Genomic DNA, 14546 nt, shown 5'->3' with positions numbered 1-14546 from the left:
ATTGTCGGGGAAAACCCGGCTGCGATTGGCTCGCAAGTCTAGTCAGCCTCTCGCCAGGCCATATCCCCGCAAGGACCGGTGGTTTCCAGCACGGAGGCAAGGTCGCTCCTTGCCACGGCCTCATCGACGAAGGCCTTGCGCTCAGGGCTGGGTTGTCCTTCAAGGTTCGGACTGTTGACCGCAAGCAAGCTCTCCGGAGTGACGAACAATCCGAGTTCCACCGCCCATGGCGAACCATCCAGCGACTGTCCTAGGAAGAAAAGAATGTCAGGGTTCAGCCGGACCACACTGTTACCGTCCATCAGCAGATAATAGCCTTGCGCCAGTGCAAAGCCCTTGTCGGCCAGCCCCTCAAGGTAGCGGATTGTATCGACAACGAACAGGTCTTCCTCCGTCGTCGGTTCTCCGGAAAAACGGCCGCAATAGGAGATCGTGATGCTTGACGGATCGCGCTTATAGAGCGTTTCGATGGCATAGGCATAAGCGCCGGTCATGCAACCACCGAGAGAACTCTCTTCGTCCGCCAGTATATAGTCCCGCCATGTCTGATAGGCCTGCTCCGGCTCAGCAGTCTCCGCATATTCGGGAAAGTATTTCAGGTAGATTTCGTAGCTGCGACGCACCTTGCCGCCGCACTCCGGCAGCATTCCGTCCCGTTTCCAGTCGCCATCGATATAGAGCAATTCCTCGAACGAGATTTCTGTGCTTGGCTGAGGATGTTCCTGAAACGACCAATCCCCAGCAAAGCCCGTTTGTGGACCGGACAAAAACGTCAGCATGAACGCGGTCGAAGTGAAGACGAGCCTGGCAAAAGATATCCCCGCTTTTCCTCGCATTGTCGTCTCGCCTTAAAATTGCAGGTGTCAGCAACATAGCGAGAAAGGCCACCAGATGGCAAACGACAATTACTCTGAATGCGGCTGCCTGCGCCGGATTGAAAAAGCTCTACTGACGCGAAGCATCAAGGATCTGCATACGGAGCGCGAAAGCTATATCAAAGATCAAGAAGCGCTCGGCTGCTGACCACGCCCCTCTCCCCGCAATTTCGCTTCCAAGAAGCCGCGCGCGCTGCTATATGCGCGCGCATGAGCACAAATGAAGACCGCATTCCGCTGGACCATATCCGCAACTTTTCCATCGTGGCGCATATCGACCACGGGAAATCGACGCTGGCCGACCGCCTGATACAGACATGCGGCGGGCTGGCGGAGCGTGAGATGTCCGCCCAGGTTCTCGACAACATGGATATCGAGCGCGAGCGCGGCATCACCATCAAGGCCCAGACCGTGCGCCTGCACTACAAGGCGAAGAACGGCGAGACCTATGTGCTGAACCTGATCGACACGCCCGGCCATGTCGACTTCGCCTATGAGGTTTCGCGCTCGCTTTCGGCCTGCGAGGGGTCGCTGCTGGTTGTCGATGCCTCGCAAGGCGTGGAAGCCCAGACGCTCGCAAACGTCTATCAGGCGATCGACAATGATCACGAACTGGTCACGGTGCTGAACAAGGCCGACCTGCCGGCCGCCGACCCCGAGCGGGTCAAGGAGCAGATCGAGGACGTGATCGGCATCGATGCCTCCGACGCGCTGCTGATCTCCGCCAAGACCGGCATGGGCGTGCCGGACGTGCTGGAAGCCATCGTCCACAAGCTTCCTCCGCCGAAGACGGAAAAGGGCGCCGACGCGCCGCTGAAGGCGCTGCTGGTCGACAGCTGGTACGACACCTATCTCGGCGTCATGGTTCTGGTGCGCGTCATCGACGGCGTGCTGAAGAGGGGCCAGACCATCCGCATGATGGGCACGGACGCCAAATACCCGATCGACCGCGTCGGCGTGCTGACGCCGAAAATGCTGGTTGTCGACGAGCTCGGCCCCGGCGAGATCGGCGTGATCACCGCCTCCATCAAGGAAGTGGCCGATACCCGCGTCGGCGACACGATCACCGAGGACAAACGCCCGACGGAAAAGATGCTGCCGGGGTTCAAGCCGGCCCAGCCTGTCGTGTTCTGCGGCCTGTTCCCGGTCGATGCAAACGACTTCGAAGACCTGCGCGCTGCCGTCGGCAAGCTCAGGCTCAACGATGCATCCTTCTCCTACGAAATGGAGAGTTCGGCGGCGCTCGGCTTCGGCTTCCGCTGCGGCTTCCTCGGCCTTCTCCATCTGGAGATCATCCAGGAGCGGCTGGAGCGCGAATTCGACCTCGACCTGATCGCAACCGCCCCCTCCGTTGTCTACGAACTGACGATGACGGACGGGCGCGAGATCGAGTTGCACAATCCGGCCGACATGCCGGAAGTGGTGAAAATCGCCGAGATCCGCGAGCCGTGGATCAAGGCCTCGATCCTGACGCCGGATGATCATCTCGGATCGATCCTGAAGCTCTGCCAGGACCGTCGCGGCATCCAGACCAACCTGACCTATGTCGGCAACCGGGCGATGCTCTCCTACGACCTGCCACTCAACGAGGTTGTCTTCGATTTCTACGACCGGCTGAAGTCGATCTCGAAGGGCTATGCCTCGTTCGACTACCATCTCGACGACTATCGCGCCGGCAATCTCGTGAAGATGTCGATCCTCGTCAATGGCGAGCCGGTCGACGCGCTCTCCATGCTGGTGCACCGCACGGCAGCCGAAAAGCGCGGGCGCGACATGTGCGAGAAGCTGAAGGAGCTGATCCCGAAGCACATGTTCAAGATCCCGATCCAGGCCGCCATCGGCGGCAATGTGATCGCGCGCGAGACGATCTCGGCGCTCCGGAAGGACGTCACGGCCAAGTGCTATGGCGGCGACGCCACCCGCAAGCGCAAGCTTCTGGAAAAGCAGAAGGCGGGCAAGAAGCGCATGCGCCAGTTCGGCAAGGTGGAAATCCCGCAGGAAGCCTTCATCGCCGCACTGAAAATGAGCGACGAGTAAAGCAAGCAGCGCTTTTGCGGGTGTTTGTGCGACGCATGCGCGCCGGGATCATTCTCCCGGCGGCAAGAGGCGTTCCCGTCGCTTCTCGTTCCAGTCATTGGCGAGAACGGCCACCCAGCCGAGCCCTGCGACCAGCAAGGGCAGCACGAAATAGAAAAATGCCATTGTGCTGTTCATGGCTCTCTCAACCTTCCGAGAACGTGTCTTGCACCCATATGTGGTGCAAAAGCGGCAAAAAGCCAAACCATGCTTGAAATGATGGCAAGTCCCGACAGCGCTTCGACATGGCTAAGCGCCGAGACAGACGGGACAATCAGACCGGCGGCGATCGAGGCAGTTGAAGCCCTGTCGAGCGCATTCGCAAGAAGCTCGATGCGCTCGTTGTGGATTGTGTGTTTCTGCATCTCGGCCACGCGCGCCCTTTCATAAGGCCTTTCGTGGCGCGAGCTTACCGCATCGCTGTCAGGTCGAGAAGCACCGTCACCGTCTCTCCGACCGTATCGGCGTTCACGGCGGGCCCGAGGTTGTATTCCTTGCGGTCCAGCATCGCCTGACCGACAACATGGGCCGTATCGCCGTCGATATCGAGCGTGAAGTTAAGCTCGATCGGCAGGGTGACCGCTTTGATCGTCAGAAGGCCGTCGGCCTTGTAGCTGCCGTCATCGAGAGCCAGGACATTGTCCGTCGTGAAATCGGCGGAACCGAACTCATCGACGGCGAACCAGTCGGACGTCTCCAGCATGCCGTCATACTGGCCGTTGCCGGTCGCGGCACTGCCGGTGTCGATCTCCACGGTGATGAGCGCGTCTTCCGGTGCTTCCGGGTCGAAATCGATCGAAGCCGTCCAGCTCTCGAATGTGCCGGAAAGCGTCTTGCCGCCCTGCGGCACTTCAAAGCCGAGCGTGCTCTGATCATGGTCAACGGTCCAGGTCTCGGCCATGGCAGGGGTGGCGAAGGGAGCGGCGAGAACGGCGGCGGCAAGAAGGGTCTTCATGGAAAAGCGCATATCATTCTCCGGGAACGGTTTGGGCCCCGCGCGAGGGGCGCACCATGCGCTTCAGCGTCTCGTCGCGGGCGATGAAGTGGTGCTTGAAGGCGGCGGCGACATGGCCGGCAATCAGCAGGATGAGGAAATAGGCGCCATATTCATGCACGGCGGCGGCAAGCGCCGCCGTTCCGGCCTTGTCGCCCGGAACCGGCAGATGCGGCACCTCGAAGAGATCGAAGACGATCGTCGGGATGCCCCAGGGCGAGGCCGAGACCAGCAGCCAGCCGGAGAGCGGCAGCAGGAACATCATCGCGTAAAGCCCGGCATGCCCAAGATGCGCGACGCCCTTCTCCCAGACAGGCATCTCCGCCGGCAGTTTCGGCGAAGGGTTCACGGCCCGCCACAGCAGCCGAAGCGCGGCGAGCGTCAGCACCACGAAGCCGATCGACTTGTGCAGCTGGAACAGCGCGAAGGCGTCCGGATCCGACTGCGGCAGCCGCACCATATAGAGGCCAAGGCCGAGCATGCCGAGAATGAGCAGCGCCATGACCCAGTGAAACAGGATGGCGACGGCGCCATAGCCATGTCTGGTGTTCTTGATCATCGAAAATCTCCGAGAGACGCGGGGGAACCGCTCAGCGGCTCCGCCCGCGCGCTCATTGGTCAGCCGTTACTCGGCAATCAGCGCTTCGCCGGAGAAGACGACGGATACTTCATCGCCGATATAGGGCGTGTACATGTCCATGCCGTAGTCGGAGCGCAGCACGGTCGCCTCCATCAGGAAGCCGGCCGCCTGCTTCTCGGCCATCGGGTGCTCGCCGAAGGACAGGACTTCCACCGTCAGCACGGCGGGCTTGGTGATATCCTTGATGGTCAGGTCGCCGGTCACCTCAAGCTCGGCATCGGACAGCTTCTTCACCTCGGTGCTGGTGAAGGCGATCTCCGGATAGTTCTCGACGTCGAAGAAATCGGCGCTCTTGAAGTGCTCGTCGCGCGCATCCCAAAACGTGTCGAGGCTGTCGGCGGCGATCACGAACTCAACCGACGAGCTTTCCGGCACCTCGGCGTCGATCGTCAGCGTGGCGTCCCAGTCATCGAAACGACCGTCGGTGATCGAGTAGCCGAGGTGGTTGTAGCTGAATGACAGGTTGCTGTGCGACTTGTCGAATTCATAGGAGACCGGGGCGGCGAGAACCGGAGCGGACATCATGGACAGAACGACAGCCGTGGTAGCAAAACGGAACATAAATAACCTCTCGCTGATGCGGTTTGGACAGGACCGGAATGGTCGCGTGCACCACTACAGCTAGCGGAATTTGCGTGTTCGACAATTTCGCAAATGCTGAACGAACTGTTCAACGAGCCAAATGACTGATTTTACAGAGATTCCGCGCGATGAAGAAAATGTGAGCCGCGCGTTATCGTTTGCGGCGCAGCATAGGCCGGCGAAAGTCGTTCCAGACAGAAAGCTCCGGCCTCAGCCCTTTTCGGATTTCAATTCCCGGAAACGGGCCTCGTATTCCTTGCGCAGCTGATGGCGCATCCGGGCCTCTTCGAAGCGGCGTTCCTTGTCAGGCGTGTCGAGAGCGAGCTTCGGCACCGGCGTCGGCTTGCCGTGCTCGTCCACGGCGACCATGGTGAAATAACAGGAATTGGTGTGGCGGCGATGGCCGGTGCGCACATCCTCCGCCTCCACCCGGATGCCGATTTCCATCGATGTCCGTCCGGTATAGTTGACGGAGGCGCGCAGCGTGACGAGTTCGCCGACATTGATCGGCTCGCGAAAGGTCACCTGGTCGACAGACAGCGTGACGGCGTAATCCTGGGAAAAGCGCGCGGCGCAGGAATAGGCCACGCGGTCGAGCAGGCTCAACAGCGCCCCGCCATGCACCTTGCCGGAGAAATTCGCCATGTCCGGCGTCATCAATACAACCATTTCAAGCTGGCTCGGGTCGTGTGCGCGATCCATGCGTTATTCATCCCTCTCGTTTCGCGGCAGGCAGCCATCCCGCCCCGTCTCCTGCAGACTGCGCCAAGTCTTGCCCGAATGACGCCTGCGATCAACAGCAAAGAGCGCCCGCCTGGTGATCTCCGGCCATTCCCCGTGGTTGACCTTCGCCACACGAGCGGCCAAAGTCGCCGGCAAGCGTCACCACAGAGTTACCGGCAGACAGAAGAAGGCATGATGTCAAAGGACACCCACGCGGAAGAGCACCTTCAGGCGGGCGCCTGGCCTTTCGTCACGCTGCGTCGCGAAACGCGCGACGGTCGCCGGTTGCTCTGGCGTGCCCGTGATCACCGCAAGGGACTGTTCCGCCACAGGCGCGCGCTGGAACACGTTCGCGCGCCAGCTTGGCAGACCGCGCGCTATAACTGGATCATGGGGCTGGTCTTCGTCATCGGCGCCTCGCTGTTCATGGCGGGAAGCGCGATGGCGCTCTATCCGAAGCTCGTCTCCGGTCTGCCGGGGTGGACGACCAACGTCACCTTCTTCATCGGCTCGATCCCGTTCACCACAGCGGCCTATCTGCAGCTGTTCCAGGCGGCCAACGCCGACCAGACGGCGGCAGGCTCCGGCGTCAGGCCACAGCTGTTCGGCTGGAGCCCGGAAAGCCCCGGCTGGCTCAGCGCCGCGACGCAATTCGTCGGCACGGTCGCCTTCAATTTCAACACCTTCGATGCCATCAACGCGCCGAAGGGCTGGGTCGCGCAGAATCTTGCGATCTGGACGCCGGGCATGATCGGCTCCGTGCTGTTCCTGGTCTCGGCCTATCTCGCCTATATCGAGGTCGGACACGCCCACTTCTCCAAGCCCCGCCGCGAACTCGGCTGGTGGATCGCCGCGATCAACCTTGTCGGCTGCATCGCCTTCATGATCGCCTCGACGCTCGCCTATGTGCCCCGCCATGGCGTTTCGGTCGGGTTGATGGATGTCTCCAACGCCAATCTCTGGTTCGGCGCCTTCTGCTTCGCGCTTGCCGCCGCGCTCAGCATGCGCGAGGCCCGCCATGCGGGCGACAACGCCGCCGCCTGAGCCGCTATTGATGCACGACGACGATGCCAAGCATCATGGTGGTGATGGTGAAATAGAGAAGCAGCCCGGTCAGGTCGACGATCGTGGTCAGCGCCGGGCCCGAAACGACGGCCGGATCCTGCTTCACGGCAACGGCGCCGAGCGGCAGCAGCGCGCCGATCAGCGTGGCGGAGACCACCTGGGCGGCAAGGGCGACGGCAATGGCAAGACCGATCGCTTCAAGCGTCATCCCTTCCGGAACATCGGCGGCGTTGGAGATCAGCACCACCTTGAGGAAGGCGAAGACAAACAACATCGCGGCCATCAGCAGCGAAACGCGCATTTCCCGCCACATGATCGTCGCCGCCTCTGCCCAGCGGATGCCGCCGGTTGTCAGAACGCGGGTGACGAGGCTGGCGGACTGGGTGCCGACATTGCCGCCGGTATCGGCCACCATGGGCATGTAGAGCGCGAGGATCACCAGCGCATCGAGAGCGCTCTCGTAGATATGGACGACATAGCCAGCGGCGAGACCCGCAATCGCCAGACCCAGCACCCAGGGAAAGCGGCGACGGAAGTCCGACCAGACCGAACGCTCGAAATAGTCGTCGTTGACCGTGCCCGAAAGGCCGACGAAGACCTCGGCGTCCTCCTGCAGCGTATCGACCATGAAGCGGCTCGCCCGCGCGCCGTCTATGATGCCGACAAGCCGGTTCCTCCGATCGACGACAGGCATGAAGTCGATATCGCCCTCGACCATCTCATGCGCAACGGATTCGGCCGAACGATCGGCACGGGTCACAGCCATGTCCGTGCGGGCAAACATGCCGACCGGATCATCAAGCTTGTGGCGGAGGCAGTCGTGCAGGGAGACGACGCCGGCGAGAAGTCCCTCCGCATCGCGGATACAGGCCATGGTGACGGACCTGCCGCCGTTTTTGGTGAAAAGCTTCACCGCCTCGCCCGCGCTCGTCTCGGGCTTCAGCGTCAACGGCGATTGGTCGATTATTCGCGCAAGCGGCGTCAGGGGCGCGCTCAGCGCGAAATCACCGGCAGTGGCATCCGTCACGATAAAGTTCCTTTCGTTTTCCCCTTACTATACAAGGCATTATAAAGGCTTGATGACGTTGCGGAAGCAATGTGTGAATGGACCTTGATCGAGGGTAGACTCCAATTCGCTTGTCTGCATACTGGCCTTGCGTGAAGGGGGATGCAACACGACGGGCCTTGCAAGCCCAAGGCTCCGATGCACCTGCTTTTCCGTTGATGTTGACCCCTTGCGATCCGGTTGGTTACCCATGGATGACATGTCCCAGCTTCCCGATCAACCCGGCGACCGGCGGGCCGAGGCCCGCTTCATCGTCCTGGCTGCGGCTGCGGGCATCCTGACCGGCACGGCCGGCTCGTTCTTCCACCTGATCATCGACAGGCTGCTCATCTGGCCGTCGGTTCTTTCGCGCCATCTCGACGGCGCGCTTCTGGTCGGCGTTGCCGCTCTCATCACCATGTGTCTCACGGTCGCCTCGGTCTATATCGTGCGCCGCTATGCGCCCGAGGCCGGCGGCAGCGGCGTTCAGGAGATCGAGGGCGCGATGAGCAACCTGCGCACCGTGCACTGGCGCAAGGTGCTGCCGGTCAAATACCTCACCGGCATCGCCGCGCTTTCTTCAGGTCTGGTGCTCGGTCGCGAGGGGCCGACCATCCATATCGGCGCATCGATTTCGGCGGCGATCACCAGTTTCTTCAAGGTCTCCGACGTGGAGCGGCGCGGGCTCCTCGGCGCGGGTGCTGCCGCCGGGCTTGCCTGCGCCTTCAATGCGCCGCTTGCCGCCGTGCTGTTCATCATCGAGGAAACGCACAGCCAGTTTCCCTATACCTTCCGCACCTATATGGGCGTGATCGCCGCCGCCTTCTTCGCCACCGTGATGACGGAGACGATCGGCGGCACGGCGCCCGATTTTTCCATGTCCGTGCCCGCTCCGGCACTGGCGTTGCTGCCGGCTTTCGTCATCCTCGGCTGCGTGCTCGGCGCCGTCGGCGTCAGCCTCAACGCCGCGATCATGGGCGTGAGCAACTTCGTCATGGCCATGCACAGGCGCGTGCCATACCTGATGCCGGCGCTGATCGGCCTTGCCGTCGGCGCGCTGTTCATCCTGTTTCCGCGCGCCGTCACCGGTGGCGAGAACGTGATCGTGATGATGGCGCGCGACAACCTGGCGCTCGGCGCGCTGCTGGGGCTTGCGGTGCTGCGCTATGTCAGCATGGTTGCCAGCTATTCCGCCGGCACGCCGGGCGGCATCTTCGCGCCGATGCTGGCCCTTGCCATCTGCATCGGGCTTGCCTTCGGTACAGCGCTTGCGGGGCTCCTGCCCGAAGGCGCCGCCGTGCCGCTTGCCTTCGGCATTGCCGCCATGGGCGGGCTGTTCTCCGCTTCGGTGCGCGCACCGATCGTCGGCGTGGCGCTGACGCTGGAACTGACCGGCGCCTATACGATGACGCTGCCGCTGATCGCCACCTGCCTGACGGCAAATCTGGTCGCGCAGTGGATCGGCGGCCATCCCATCTACGAACAGCTTCTCGACCGCACCCTGGCCCAGGCCGGCGTCCACCCCGAGCGCATGCCGAAGAAACGTTCAGGCACGGGCATCGCATAGCTGCGGTTCAGGCGAAGGCCTTACGCGTCATAGGCCACGCGAAAACCCACATTGCTGGCCGCGCTGTCGGGCGTGAGGGCCATGCGGGCGGCAATCCGGTAGCGATAGCAATAGGAGATGTGGCAGAGAAAGGACCCGCCCTTCAACAGCCGTTCGTTGGCGGCAACCGCATCGGCATTGCGCTTCTTGGCGTGGCGCGACAGCGAACGGATGCGATAGGGATCGGCCGTCCATTCCCAGACATTGCCGGCCATGTTGTAGAACCCGCCCTCATTCGGCGCGAATGACCGTGCGGGCGCTGTCGCCATATAGCCGTCGGCCATGGTGTTGGTATGCGGGAACGTGCCCTGCCAGATGTTGCAGAAAATGGTCTCGTCATCCGGCTCTTCGTTGCCCCAGGCGAATTTGCGGCCGCGCACGCCGCCATGGGCCGCCCGTTCCCACTCCGCCTCGCTCGGAAGCCTGCCGCCGACCCATTCGGCGAAGGCCAGGGCATCGACATGGGACACCTGGGTGACGGGGTGATCGAGCCTGTCGTCGATCGAACTGCCGGGCCCTTCCGGCCGACGCCAGCTGGCGCCGTCGATTCGCACCCACCAGGGCGTCGATGGCGCGTTGCCCGTAACCTCGGTCCCGGCGGGCAGGAGTCCGGCGAAAACGGCCGACCAGCCGAAGCGCTCCGCCTCGCTGACATAGCCTGTCGCGGCGACGAAATCGGCAAAGCGGCCGATCGTCACCGTCTGGGCTTCCAGCAGATAGTCGTTGAGCTTGACGCTGCGCGCCGGGCCTTCGCCGTCGAGCGGGATGACAGGGTTGTCCATGCCCACATGGCTGCGTCCGCCGGGAATGAAGATCGCATTGGAGCGCTCGCCGGCAACGAAAGGCGCGGCGGCGGGCGCAGAGGCGGGCGCCGGCTCTCCTGCATTGCGCGAGACGGCACAGCAGCCCTTGACGGCGTCATCCATCGTTCTTCTCCCTCACTGAAGCGGGCGGTGCCCGTTCCGGTTGTTCTCAAGCGACTTCTAGAGCTTTTCCAGCTATTTGGAAACCGTTTCTACCACGGGAAGGTTGGCTGGAAAGCGTGGACGGACCAAAGGGCGATTGGCCCCGTTCACGATCCGAACCGACCCTATCCACCTGTATTTCCAGAAAGATTTTGGGGGGAAGTTTAAATGGTCGGGGTGGCGGGATTCGAACCCACGACCCCTTGACCCCCAGTCAAGTGCGCTACCGGGCTGCGCTACACCCCGACCAGCCATAACGGCCCGTCCCCATTAGACTTTCGGGTTTCCGCGCGCAAGAGGGAATTTCGCTTTCTTGAACAAAAACGGAAAATTTGCCTCGAGAGGTCAGCCGTGGGACCAAAAGTCCCACGAAAGTCCCACGAGATGTTCCGCCAATGTTCTAACCGAATTCTCCATCAAAAGGGAGTTGGCGAAGCACCACCCGCACTGCAGCTATTTTCGATTGGAGGCGATGACGAACCAGATCGCTAACATCAAAATAGCGATAGACAACGATGCTTCGATAAACTCAAACATCGACATCCGCTTTCCGCCCACCACCGACAACGATCGCGAAAATTCTCCTGGCTACTCGCAATCCTCGGCCTCGCACTGAAAGACTCTGGCTGCAGCCTTGGCGTCCCTCGGGTCGAACGCTCGCTCAATCGTGCAATCTCTGCTGACGTGGCAGTTCGAGTTTCCCTGTATCAGCGTTGAAACTCAGATCAGCGCCCTACTTTGGTCAGTCGTCAAGTTTGGGCTCGTCAGCAACGGTCACCGGCAGGTTCCCTAACTCATATTCCTCGTTGCTGACCTTAAATTTGCACGATATTTTACCCGTCTCCCCAATGTGCAAGGGAAATCCGGACAGCATGATGCTGTCGACATTTTCCGGATCCACTATGTGTGCCTCTGCACCGATGCTAAACGTTTTACCACCGGGAGAATGAAACTCTACGGATACATCATGCTTTCCCTTATCCAGGCCAGAGACCCTAATCCAAGCGCTCAGCAATATATCGACTGGGAGCTGCTCTAGGACAAGAGCACCCGTGTAAACGCCAATGAGTATAGCCTTGCCGTTGTCTTCTTTACGAATGTCGTCGCAAAAAATGACATCACCGGATACGGTCATAAATCCACGCCTTCGAAGGTATTTTTCCCATGGGGGATAGGCGCTCTCTTTACGTAAGGTGAGACGCCGCTCTCAATGAAATTGGAGCTACTATCAGCATTTTTTGTCCTAACACCTTTGGAAAGATGAGCGGAGTTGGACAAAACCAACTTGTGGTGCTGCTCCTTCTCTCGGAACTCAATGTGTGGCGTCAAGCCAACGGCCCACGCCAGATCGCCGATCGTTTTGAGCGTTAGGTTTCCTTTGCCATTAAGGATTTTAGATAAGGTCGACTTATCGATTTCCATCAATCGGGCGATGTCGCTTTGGGTAAGCTGCTTTTTTTTCTTCGCAGTTAAAACCGCTCGAATTAACCCGCGATTAACGCGGCTCTTGAAGCGACCAGTAGCTCTGTCTTTTTCAGAAAGTCCTAAACTAAATGACATCATTCAGCCCCCCATTTACAAACGGTGGTGGTTCGAAATTGAACGCCATCCGGTCACCTACTGCTTGATTTCTATAACCAGCGTAAAGGCTGTGCTTCTTGCACATTTCAGCCGAATTTATGGCAGATATAATGAAAACTCCCTTACGCCAGAACCAACCAAACATGCGAAGATCTGGAGTCCTTAGTTCCCATATTCCATCTTCAGCAGGCAGCATCACATGGGGGGGTAAATCCGCAGCAATATCCTCTCCAACAATAAAGGAATAGAACAGATCATCTGCTTGCTGAGCTGGCGTGGCAGCATTGTCATAAAACCCGTCAGAAGCCATATTCTCCAAGTTGGTATTCAGCCATTGGACCGCTCTCGGCGTGATATACAATAGCCGCGCGGGCTGCTCATGAGCGTCCAGGACACCATCGACCCTAAAGAGTTCATTGCGAGCAACAGCTTCGCTTGGAGTTGGCATATATGTCAACCTTCAACCGCAATCAAGATATCAATTCATCATATTTGCTAATCGGACTGCACCCCTTAACCAGCTCCTTCGGCCAGCACCGTTGCGATTCGATTCAGGTAACTATCCCACAACACCGAAGTAGCTACTCACGATCAACAATTTTTCCAATAGAATTTCGTAGATTTCTGATCATCTACTCGTGCTTAAGCCACACCTCAACCGTGTGATGGTAGCATTGTGCTATGTTACCCACCCTTCAACACCTTCAGCACCTGCATCAGCCCGTCGGAAAGCCACACGCCGAACCCGGTCCCGGCCATGGCGGCGCCGAGGATATAGCCCCGGCCGATCTGCTTGATCTTCTGGTATTCGGCGACGAACTCCTCGGTTTCGCCGATGCGCTGTGACAGGGCCTTGTTCTGCTCGAGCAGACGTTCGTTCTGGTGCTCGACCGTGTTCAGACGGTCATGGATTTCATCATTGCCGCTGCGGTTTTCGTCCACCTTGCGGATCAGGGCATCGAGCTTGCCCTGAACCTCTCCCAGATGACGCGCGAGATCGACCGTCATGCCCTGCCCTCGTTATTTGATGATTGCGCGAAGCCCGGCAACGCCCGAGCCGACATAAAAGACCCACTGGATCATGTTGCCCGCCCAGGCATCGAGCGGGGCGGGAAAGGCGGCGATCGTCCAGGGCTGCGCATAGATGCAGTCCGGGCACCAGAGCATGTTGTAAAGGCAGATCGCCGCCCACCAGACGGCAAGCGGTACGAGGAAGAGACCGGCAAACAGCCAGAACCAAGGAAACGAGAGTTTGACCTTGTTGTAGTCCGCCACGATGCGGGCTTCTTCGACCACCTGCCGCAGATACTCAGCCGTCAGATCGGCCTCGATCTTCTCCCGGTCGTTTGCCTGTTCGGCCCGCCTTTCGATCAGGTCGGCGGCGCGGTCGAGAAGACCGCCCGCACCGAGTTTGGCGAGCCATGTCACGATCGCTGCGATCATACCCACACCTCGTGACCGGTCAGCGTGTTGATCCGTCGCGCGATCACATCGCGGTAGCGCCAGGCGAACCAGAGTGCGGCCGCAATAGTCACTCCGCCGACAATCCAGCCGACCGGCAGGCCGGAGGCCCAGGCGAGCGCGCCGGTCGCCGCCGCCGATGCCCCGGATTTCTGCGCGGCATCTTTCACGGCCTTCATGTCGCGGCGCAGCTGGGCAATCGTTGCCGGGCCGATGATCCCGTCATTTTTGAGATGCGGATGCGCCATCTGATAGGCGAGCACCGCCGCCTTCGTCTTGTCGCCGAACCAGCCATCGATCGCGCCAGGATCGAAACCCCGTTTTGTGAGCATGGTCTGGACATCGCGCACGACGGGATCGCCCTTCTCAGGCACGGTATCCGTGGCCTTTCGCGGAACGCCCTCGGGCGCGACGGCATCCACACCAGTATAGATGCCCTGCTCGAACAGCAGCGCCTCTTCCCGGCGCCGGCGCACAAGCCCGGGCAGGCGCTTGCCCTTGGAGGTGTTGTAGTGCGAGGCGAGATAATCGGCCGCCGCCTTCAGCTTGCCAGCACGCCAGAGCTTGCCGAAGCGCCATCGGCTCACCACGCGGCCGCCGAGATTATAGGCAGCACTTGTTGCGGCATCGAGCTGATACTGCGTGCGGTCCGCCGGCGAGTTGGCGACGACTTCCCTTGCATAGCCCTGATTGAGGACGGCGCGGAAGATCCGGTCGCCATCCTCGACCGAGATTGTCGTCTTGCCGGGAACGATCCGCGTGATCCCGATCTTTGCCAGTTCCAGCCGGCAATAGGGCGAGTTCATGGTGAAGCCGGCAAAGAGCGTCGGCGTGCCGGTCGGATCGAGATAGGCAACCGTGGGCGCGCCCTCGTGCCAGCGCACGAAGGCTGCCCCCGGTTCGGAGACCGTGGTGATTTCCATTTTCTGTTTT

Annotated in this window: 19 protein-coding genes and 1 tRNA gene; 4 read left to right on the top strand and 16 right to left on the bottom strand. The window is 60.5% G+C overall.

Features of this window, described 5'->3' with window-relative positions; all coding sequences use genetic code 11:
* Nucleotides 1-38 precede the first annotated feature (38 nt).
* Complete coding sequence (locus tag JET14_RS06230) at nucleotides 39-836, bottom strand: hypothetical protein (RefSeq protein ID WP_200337281.1); 798 nt, start codon at nucleotides 834-836, stop codon at nucleotides 39-41.
* Between the two features lie 55 nt (nucleotides 837-891).
* Here JET14_RS06230 and JET14_RS22900 point away from each other — a divergent pair, with 55 nt between their 5' ends.
* Both JET14_RS22900 and lepA read left to right on the top strand, forming a co-directional pair.
* Nucleotides 892-1023: a hypothetical protein gene (locus JET14_RS22900; protein ID WP_281435286.1), complete on the top strand. Its 132-nt coding sequence runs from the start codon at nucleotides 892-894 to the stop codon at nucleotides 1021-1023.
* A 62-nt stretch (nucleotides 1024-1085) separates the two neighbouring features.
* Nucleotides 1086-2912 carry a translation elongation factor 4 gene (lepA, locus tag JET14_RS06225; protein WP_200337280.1) on the top strand — a complete coding sequence of 609 codons (1827 nt, stop codon included), beginning with the start codon at nucleotides 1086-1088 and terminating at the stop codon, nucleotides 2910-2912.
* A 48-nt stretch (nucleotides 2913-2960) separates the two neighbouring features.
* Here the strand turns inward: lepA and JET14_RS22895 are convergent, their stop codons facing one another.
* From JET14_RS22895 to JET14_RS06200, 6 genes are all read right to left on the bottom strand, one after another.
* Nucleotides 2961-3089, bottom strand: a complete 129-nt coding sequence (locus tag JET14_RS22895) for a hypothetical protein (protein ID WP_281435285.1) — start codon at nucleotides 3087-3089, stop codon at nucleotides 2961-2963.
* Nucleotides 3086-3325, bottom strand: a complete 240-nt coding sequence (locus JET14_RS06220) for a hypothetical protein (RefSeq protein WP_200337279.1) — start codon at nucleotides 3323-3325, stop codon at nucleotides 3086-3088. Before JET14_RS06220 ends, JET14_RS22895 begins: the two co-directional genes overlap by 4 nt.
* A 35-nt stretch (nucleotides 3326-3360) precedes the next feature.
* A complete protein-coding gene (locus tag JET14_RS06215) occupies nucleotides 3361-3918 on the bottom strand; it encodes a YceI family protein (RefSeq protein ID WP_200337278.1) in 558 nt (185 codons plus the stop codon).
* Between the two features lies 1 nt (nucleotide 3919).
* Nucleotides 3920-4504, bottom strand: a complete 585-nt coding sequence (locus JET14_RS06210) for a cytochrome b (protein ID WP_200337277.1) — start codon at nucleotides 4502-4504, stop codon at nucleotides 3920-3922.
* Nucleotides 4505-4570: 66 nt separating this feature from the next.
* Nucleotides 4571-5146: a YceI family protein gene (locus tag JET14_RS06205; RefSeq protein WP_200337276.1), complete on the bottom strand. Its 576-nt coding sequence runs from the start codon at nucleotides 5144-5146 to the stop codon at nucleotides 4571-4573.
* Between the two features lie 231 nt (nucleotides 5147-5377).
* Entirely contained in the window at nucleotides 5378-5869 is a 492-nt protein-coding gene (locus tag JET14_RS06200; protein ID WP_200337275.1) for an acyl-CoA thioesterase, read from the bottom strand.
* Nucleotides 5870-6085: 216 nt separating this feature from the next.
* On the opposite strand from JET14_RS06200, the gene JET14_RS06195 reads away from it, so the two are divergent.
* Nucleotides 6086-6934 carry a hypothetical protein gene (locus JET14_RS06195; RefSeq protein ID WP_246750542.1) on the top strand — a complete coding sequence of 283 codons (849 nt, stop codon included), beginning with the start codon at nucleotides 6086-6088 and terminating at the stop codon, nucleotides 6932-6934.
* 4 nt (nucleotides 6935-6938) lie between these two features.
* Here the strand turns inward: JET14_RS06195 and JET14_RS06190 are convergent, their stop codons facing one another.
* The gene (locus JET14_RS06190) at nucleotides 6939-7982 is read right to left on the bottom strand and encodes a magnesium transporter (protein ID WP_246750541.1); all 1044 of its coding nucleotides are present in this window, start codon (nucleotides 7980-7982) and stop codon (nucleotides 6939-6941) included.
* 238 nt (nucleotides 7983-8220) lie between these two features.
* Between JET14_RS06190 and clcA the strand changes: the two genes are divergently transcribed.
* On the top strand, nucleotides 8221-9567 hold the full coding sequence (gene clcA / locus JET14_RS06185) for a H(+)/Cl(-) exchange transporter ClcA (RefSeq protein WP_432443080.1): 1347 nt from the start codon (nucleotides 8221-8223) through the stop codon (nucleotides 9565-9567).
* A 20-nt stretch (nucleotides 9568-9587) separates the two neighbouring features.
* Here clcA and JET14_RS06180 read toward each other — a convergent pair whose 3' ends face one another.
* From JET14_RS06180 to JET14_RS06145, 8 genes are all read right to left on the bottom strand, one after another.
* A complete protein-coding gene (locus JET14_RS06180; protein ID WP_200337272.1) occupies nucleotides 9588-10532 on the bottom strand; it encodes a formylglycine-generating enzyme family protein in 945 nt (314 codons plus the stop codon).
* A 208-nt stretch (nucleotides 10533-10740) separates the two neighbouring features.
* A tRNA-Pro gene (locus JET14_RS06175) sits at nucleotides 10741-10817 on the bottom strand.
* 496 nt (nucleotides 10818-11313) lie between these two features.
* Nucleotides 11314-11706 (bottom strand): DUF6941 family protein, encoded by a 393-nt coding sequence (locus JET14_RS06170; protein WP_200337271.1) that lies wholly within the window; start codon nucleotides 11704-11706, stop codon nucleotides 11314-11316.
* Nucleotides 11703-12134, bottom strand: a complete 432-nt coding sequence (locus tag JET14_RS06165; RefSeq protein ID WP_200337270.1) for a helix-turn-helix domain-containing protein — start codon at nucleotides 12132-12134, stop codon at nucleotides 11703-11705. Before JET14_RS06165 ends, JET14_RS06170 begins: the two co-directional genes overlap by 4 nt.
* Nucleotides 12121-12600, bottom strand: a complete 480-nt coding sequence (locus JET14_RS06160; RefSeq protein WP_200337269.1) for a hypothetical protein — start codon at nucleotides 12598-12600, stop codon at nucleotides 12121-12123. The genes JET14_RS06165 and JET14_RS06160 overlap by 14 nt, the downstream gene beginning before the upstream one ends.
* Before the next feature lie 236 nt (nucleotides 12601-12836).
* Nucleotides 12837-13160 (bottom strand): hypothetical protein, encoded by a 324-nt coding sequence (locus tag JET14_RS06155; RefSeq protein ID WP_200337268.1) that lies wholly within the window; start codon nucleotides 13158-13160, stop codon nucleotides 12837-12839.
* Nucleotides 13161-13172: 12 nt separating this feature from the next.
* Nucleotides 13173-13595 (bottom strand): hypothetical protein, encoded by a 423-nt coding sequence (locus JET14_RS06150; RefSeq protein WP_246750540.1) that lies wholly within the window; start codon nucleotides 13593-13595, stop codon nucleotides 13173-13175.
* Nucleotides 13592-14536, bottom strand: coding sequence for a glycoside hydrolase family protein (locus JET14_RS06145; protein ID WP_200337267.1), 945 nt, complete (start codon nucleotides 14534-14536; stop codon nucleotides 13592-13594). Before JET14_RS06145 ends, JET14_RS06150 begins: the two co-directional genes overlap by 4 nt.
* Nucleotides 14537-14546 lie beyond the last annotated feature (10 nt).

It is taken from the genome of Martelella lutilitoris, from assembly GCF_016598595.1.
GTDB lineage: Bacteria > Pseudomonadota > Alphaproteobacteria > Rhizobiales > Rhizobiaceae > Martelella > Martelella lutilitoris_A.
The sequence above is the reverse complement of the archived record's forward strand: the minus strand, read 5'-3'. Positions and strand labels throughout refer to the sequence as shown.

Bases quoted from the DNA above. Each gene is read 5' to 3' on its own strand.
- JET14_RS06230 (WP_200337281.1), bottom strand. From the start codon at position 836: ATGCGAGGAAAAGCGGGGATATCTTTTGCCAGGCTCGTCTTCACTTCG.
- JET14_RS22900 (WP_281435286.1), top strand. From the start codon at position 892: ATGGCAAACGACAATTACTCTGAATGCGGCTGCCTGCGCCGGATTGAA.
- lepA (WP_200337280.1), top strand. From the start codon at position 1,086: ATGAGCACAAATGAAGACCGCATTCCGCTGGACCATATCCGCAACTTT.
- JET14_RS22895 (WP_281435285.1), bottom strand. From the start codon at position 3,089: ATGAACAGCACAATGGCATTTTTCTATTTCGTGCTGCCCTTGCTGGTC.
- JET14_RS06215 (WP_200337278.1), bottom strand. From the start codon at position 3,918: ATGCGCTTTTCCATGAAGACCCTTCTTGCCGCCGCCGTTCTCGCCGCT.
- JET14_RS06210 (WP_200337277.1), bottom strand. From the start codon at position 4,504: ATGATCAAGAACACCAGACATGGCTATGGCGCCGTCGCCATCCTGTTT.
- JET14_RS06205 (WP_200337276.1), bottom strand. From the start codon at position 5,146: ATGTTCCGTTTTGCTACCACGGCTGTCGTTCTGTCCATGATGTCCGCT.
- JET14_RS06200 (WP_200337275.1), bottom strand. From the start codon at position 5,869: ATGGATCGCGCACACGACCCGAGCCAGCTTGAAATGGTTGTATTGATG.
- JET14_RS06195 (WP_246750542.1), top strand. From the start codon at position 6,086: ATGTCAAAGGACACCCACGCGGAAGAGCACCTTCAGGCGGGCGCCTGG.
- clcA (WP_432443080.1), top strand. From the start codon at position 8,221: ATGTCCCAGCTTCCCGATCAACCCGGCGACCGGCGGGCCGAGGCCCGC.
- JET14_RS06180 (WP_200337272.1), bottom strand. From the start codon at position 10,532: ATGGATGACGCCGTCAAGGGCTGCTGTGCCGTCTCGCGCAATGCAGGA.
- JET14_RS06170 (WP_200337271.1), bottom strand. From the start codon at position 11,706: ATGACCGTATCCGGTGATGTCATTTTTTGCGACGACATTCGTAAAGAA.
- JET14_RS06165 (WP_200337270.1), bottom strand. From the start codon at position 12,134: ATGATGTCATTTAGTTTAGGACTTTCTGAAAAAGACAGAGCTACTGGT.
- JET14_RS06160 (WP_200337269.1), bottom strand. From the start codon at position 12,600: ATGCCAACTCCAAGCGAAGCTGTTGCTCGCAATGAACTCTTTAGGGTC.
- JET14_RS06155 (WP_200337268.1), bottom strand. From the start codon at position 13,160: ATGACGGTCGATCTCGCGCGTCATCTGGGAGAGGTTCAGGGCAAGCTC.
- JET14_RS06150 (WP_246750540.1), bottom strand. From the start codon at position 13,595: ATGATCGCAGCGATCGTGACATGGCTCGCCAAACTCGGTGCGGGCGGT.
- JET14_RS06145 (WP_200337267.1), bottom strand. From the start codon at position 14,536: ATGGAAATCACCACGGTCTCCGAACCGGGGGCAGCCTTCGTGCGCTGG.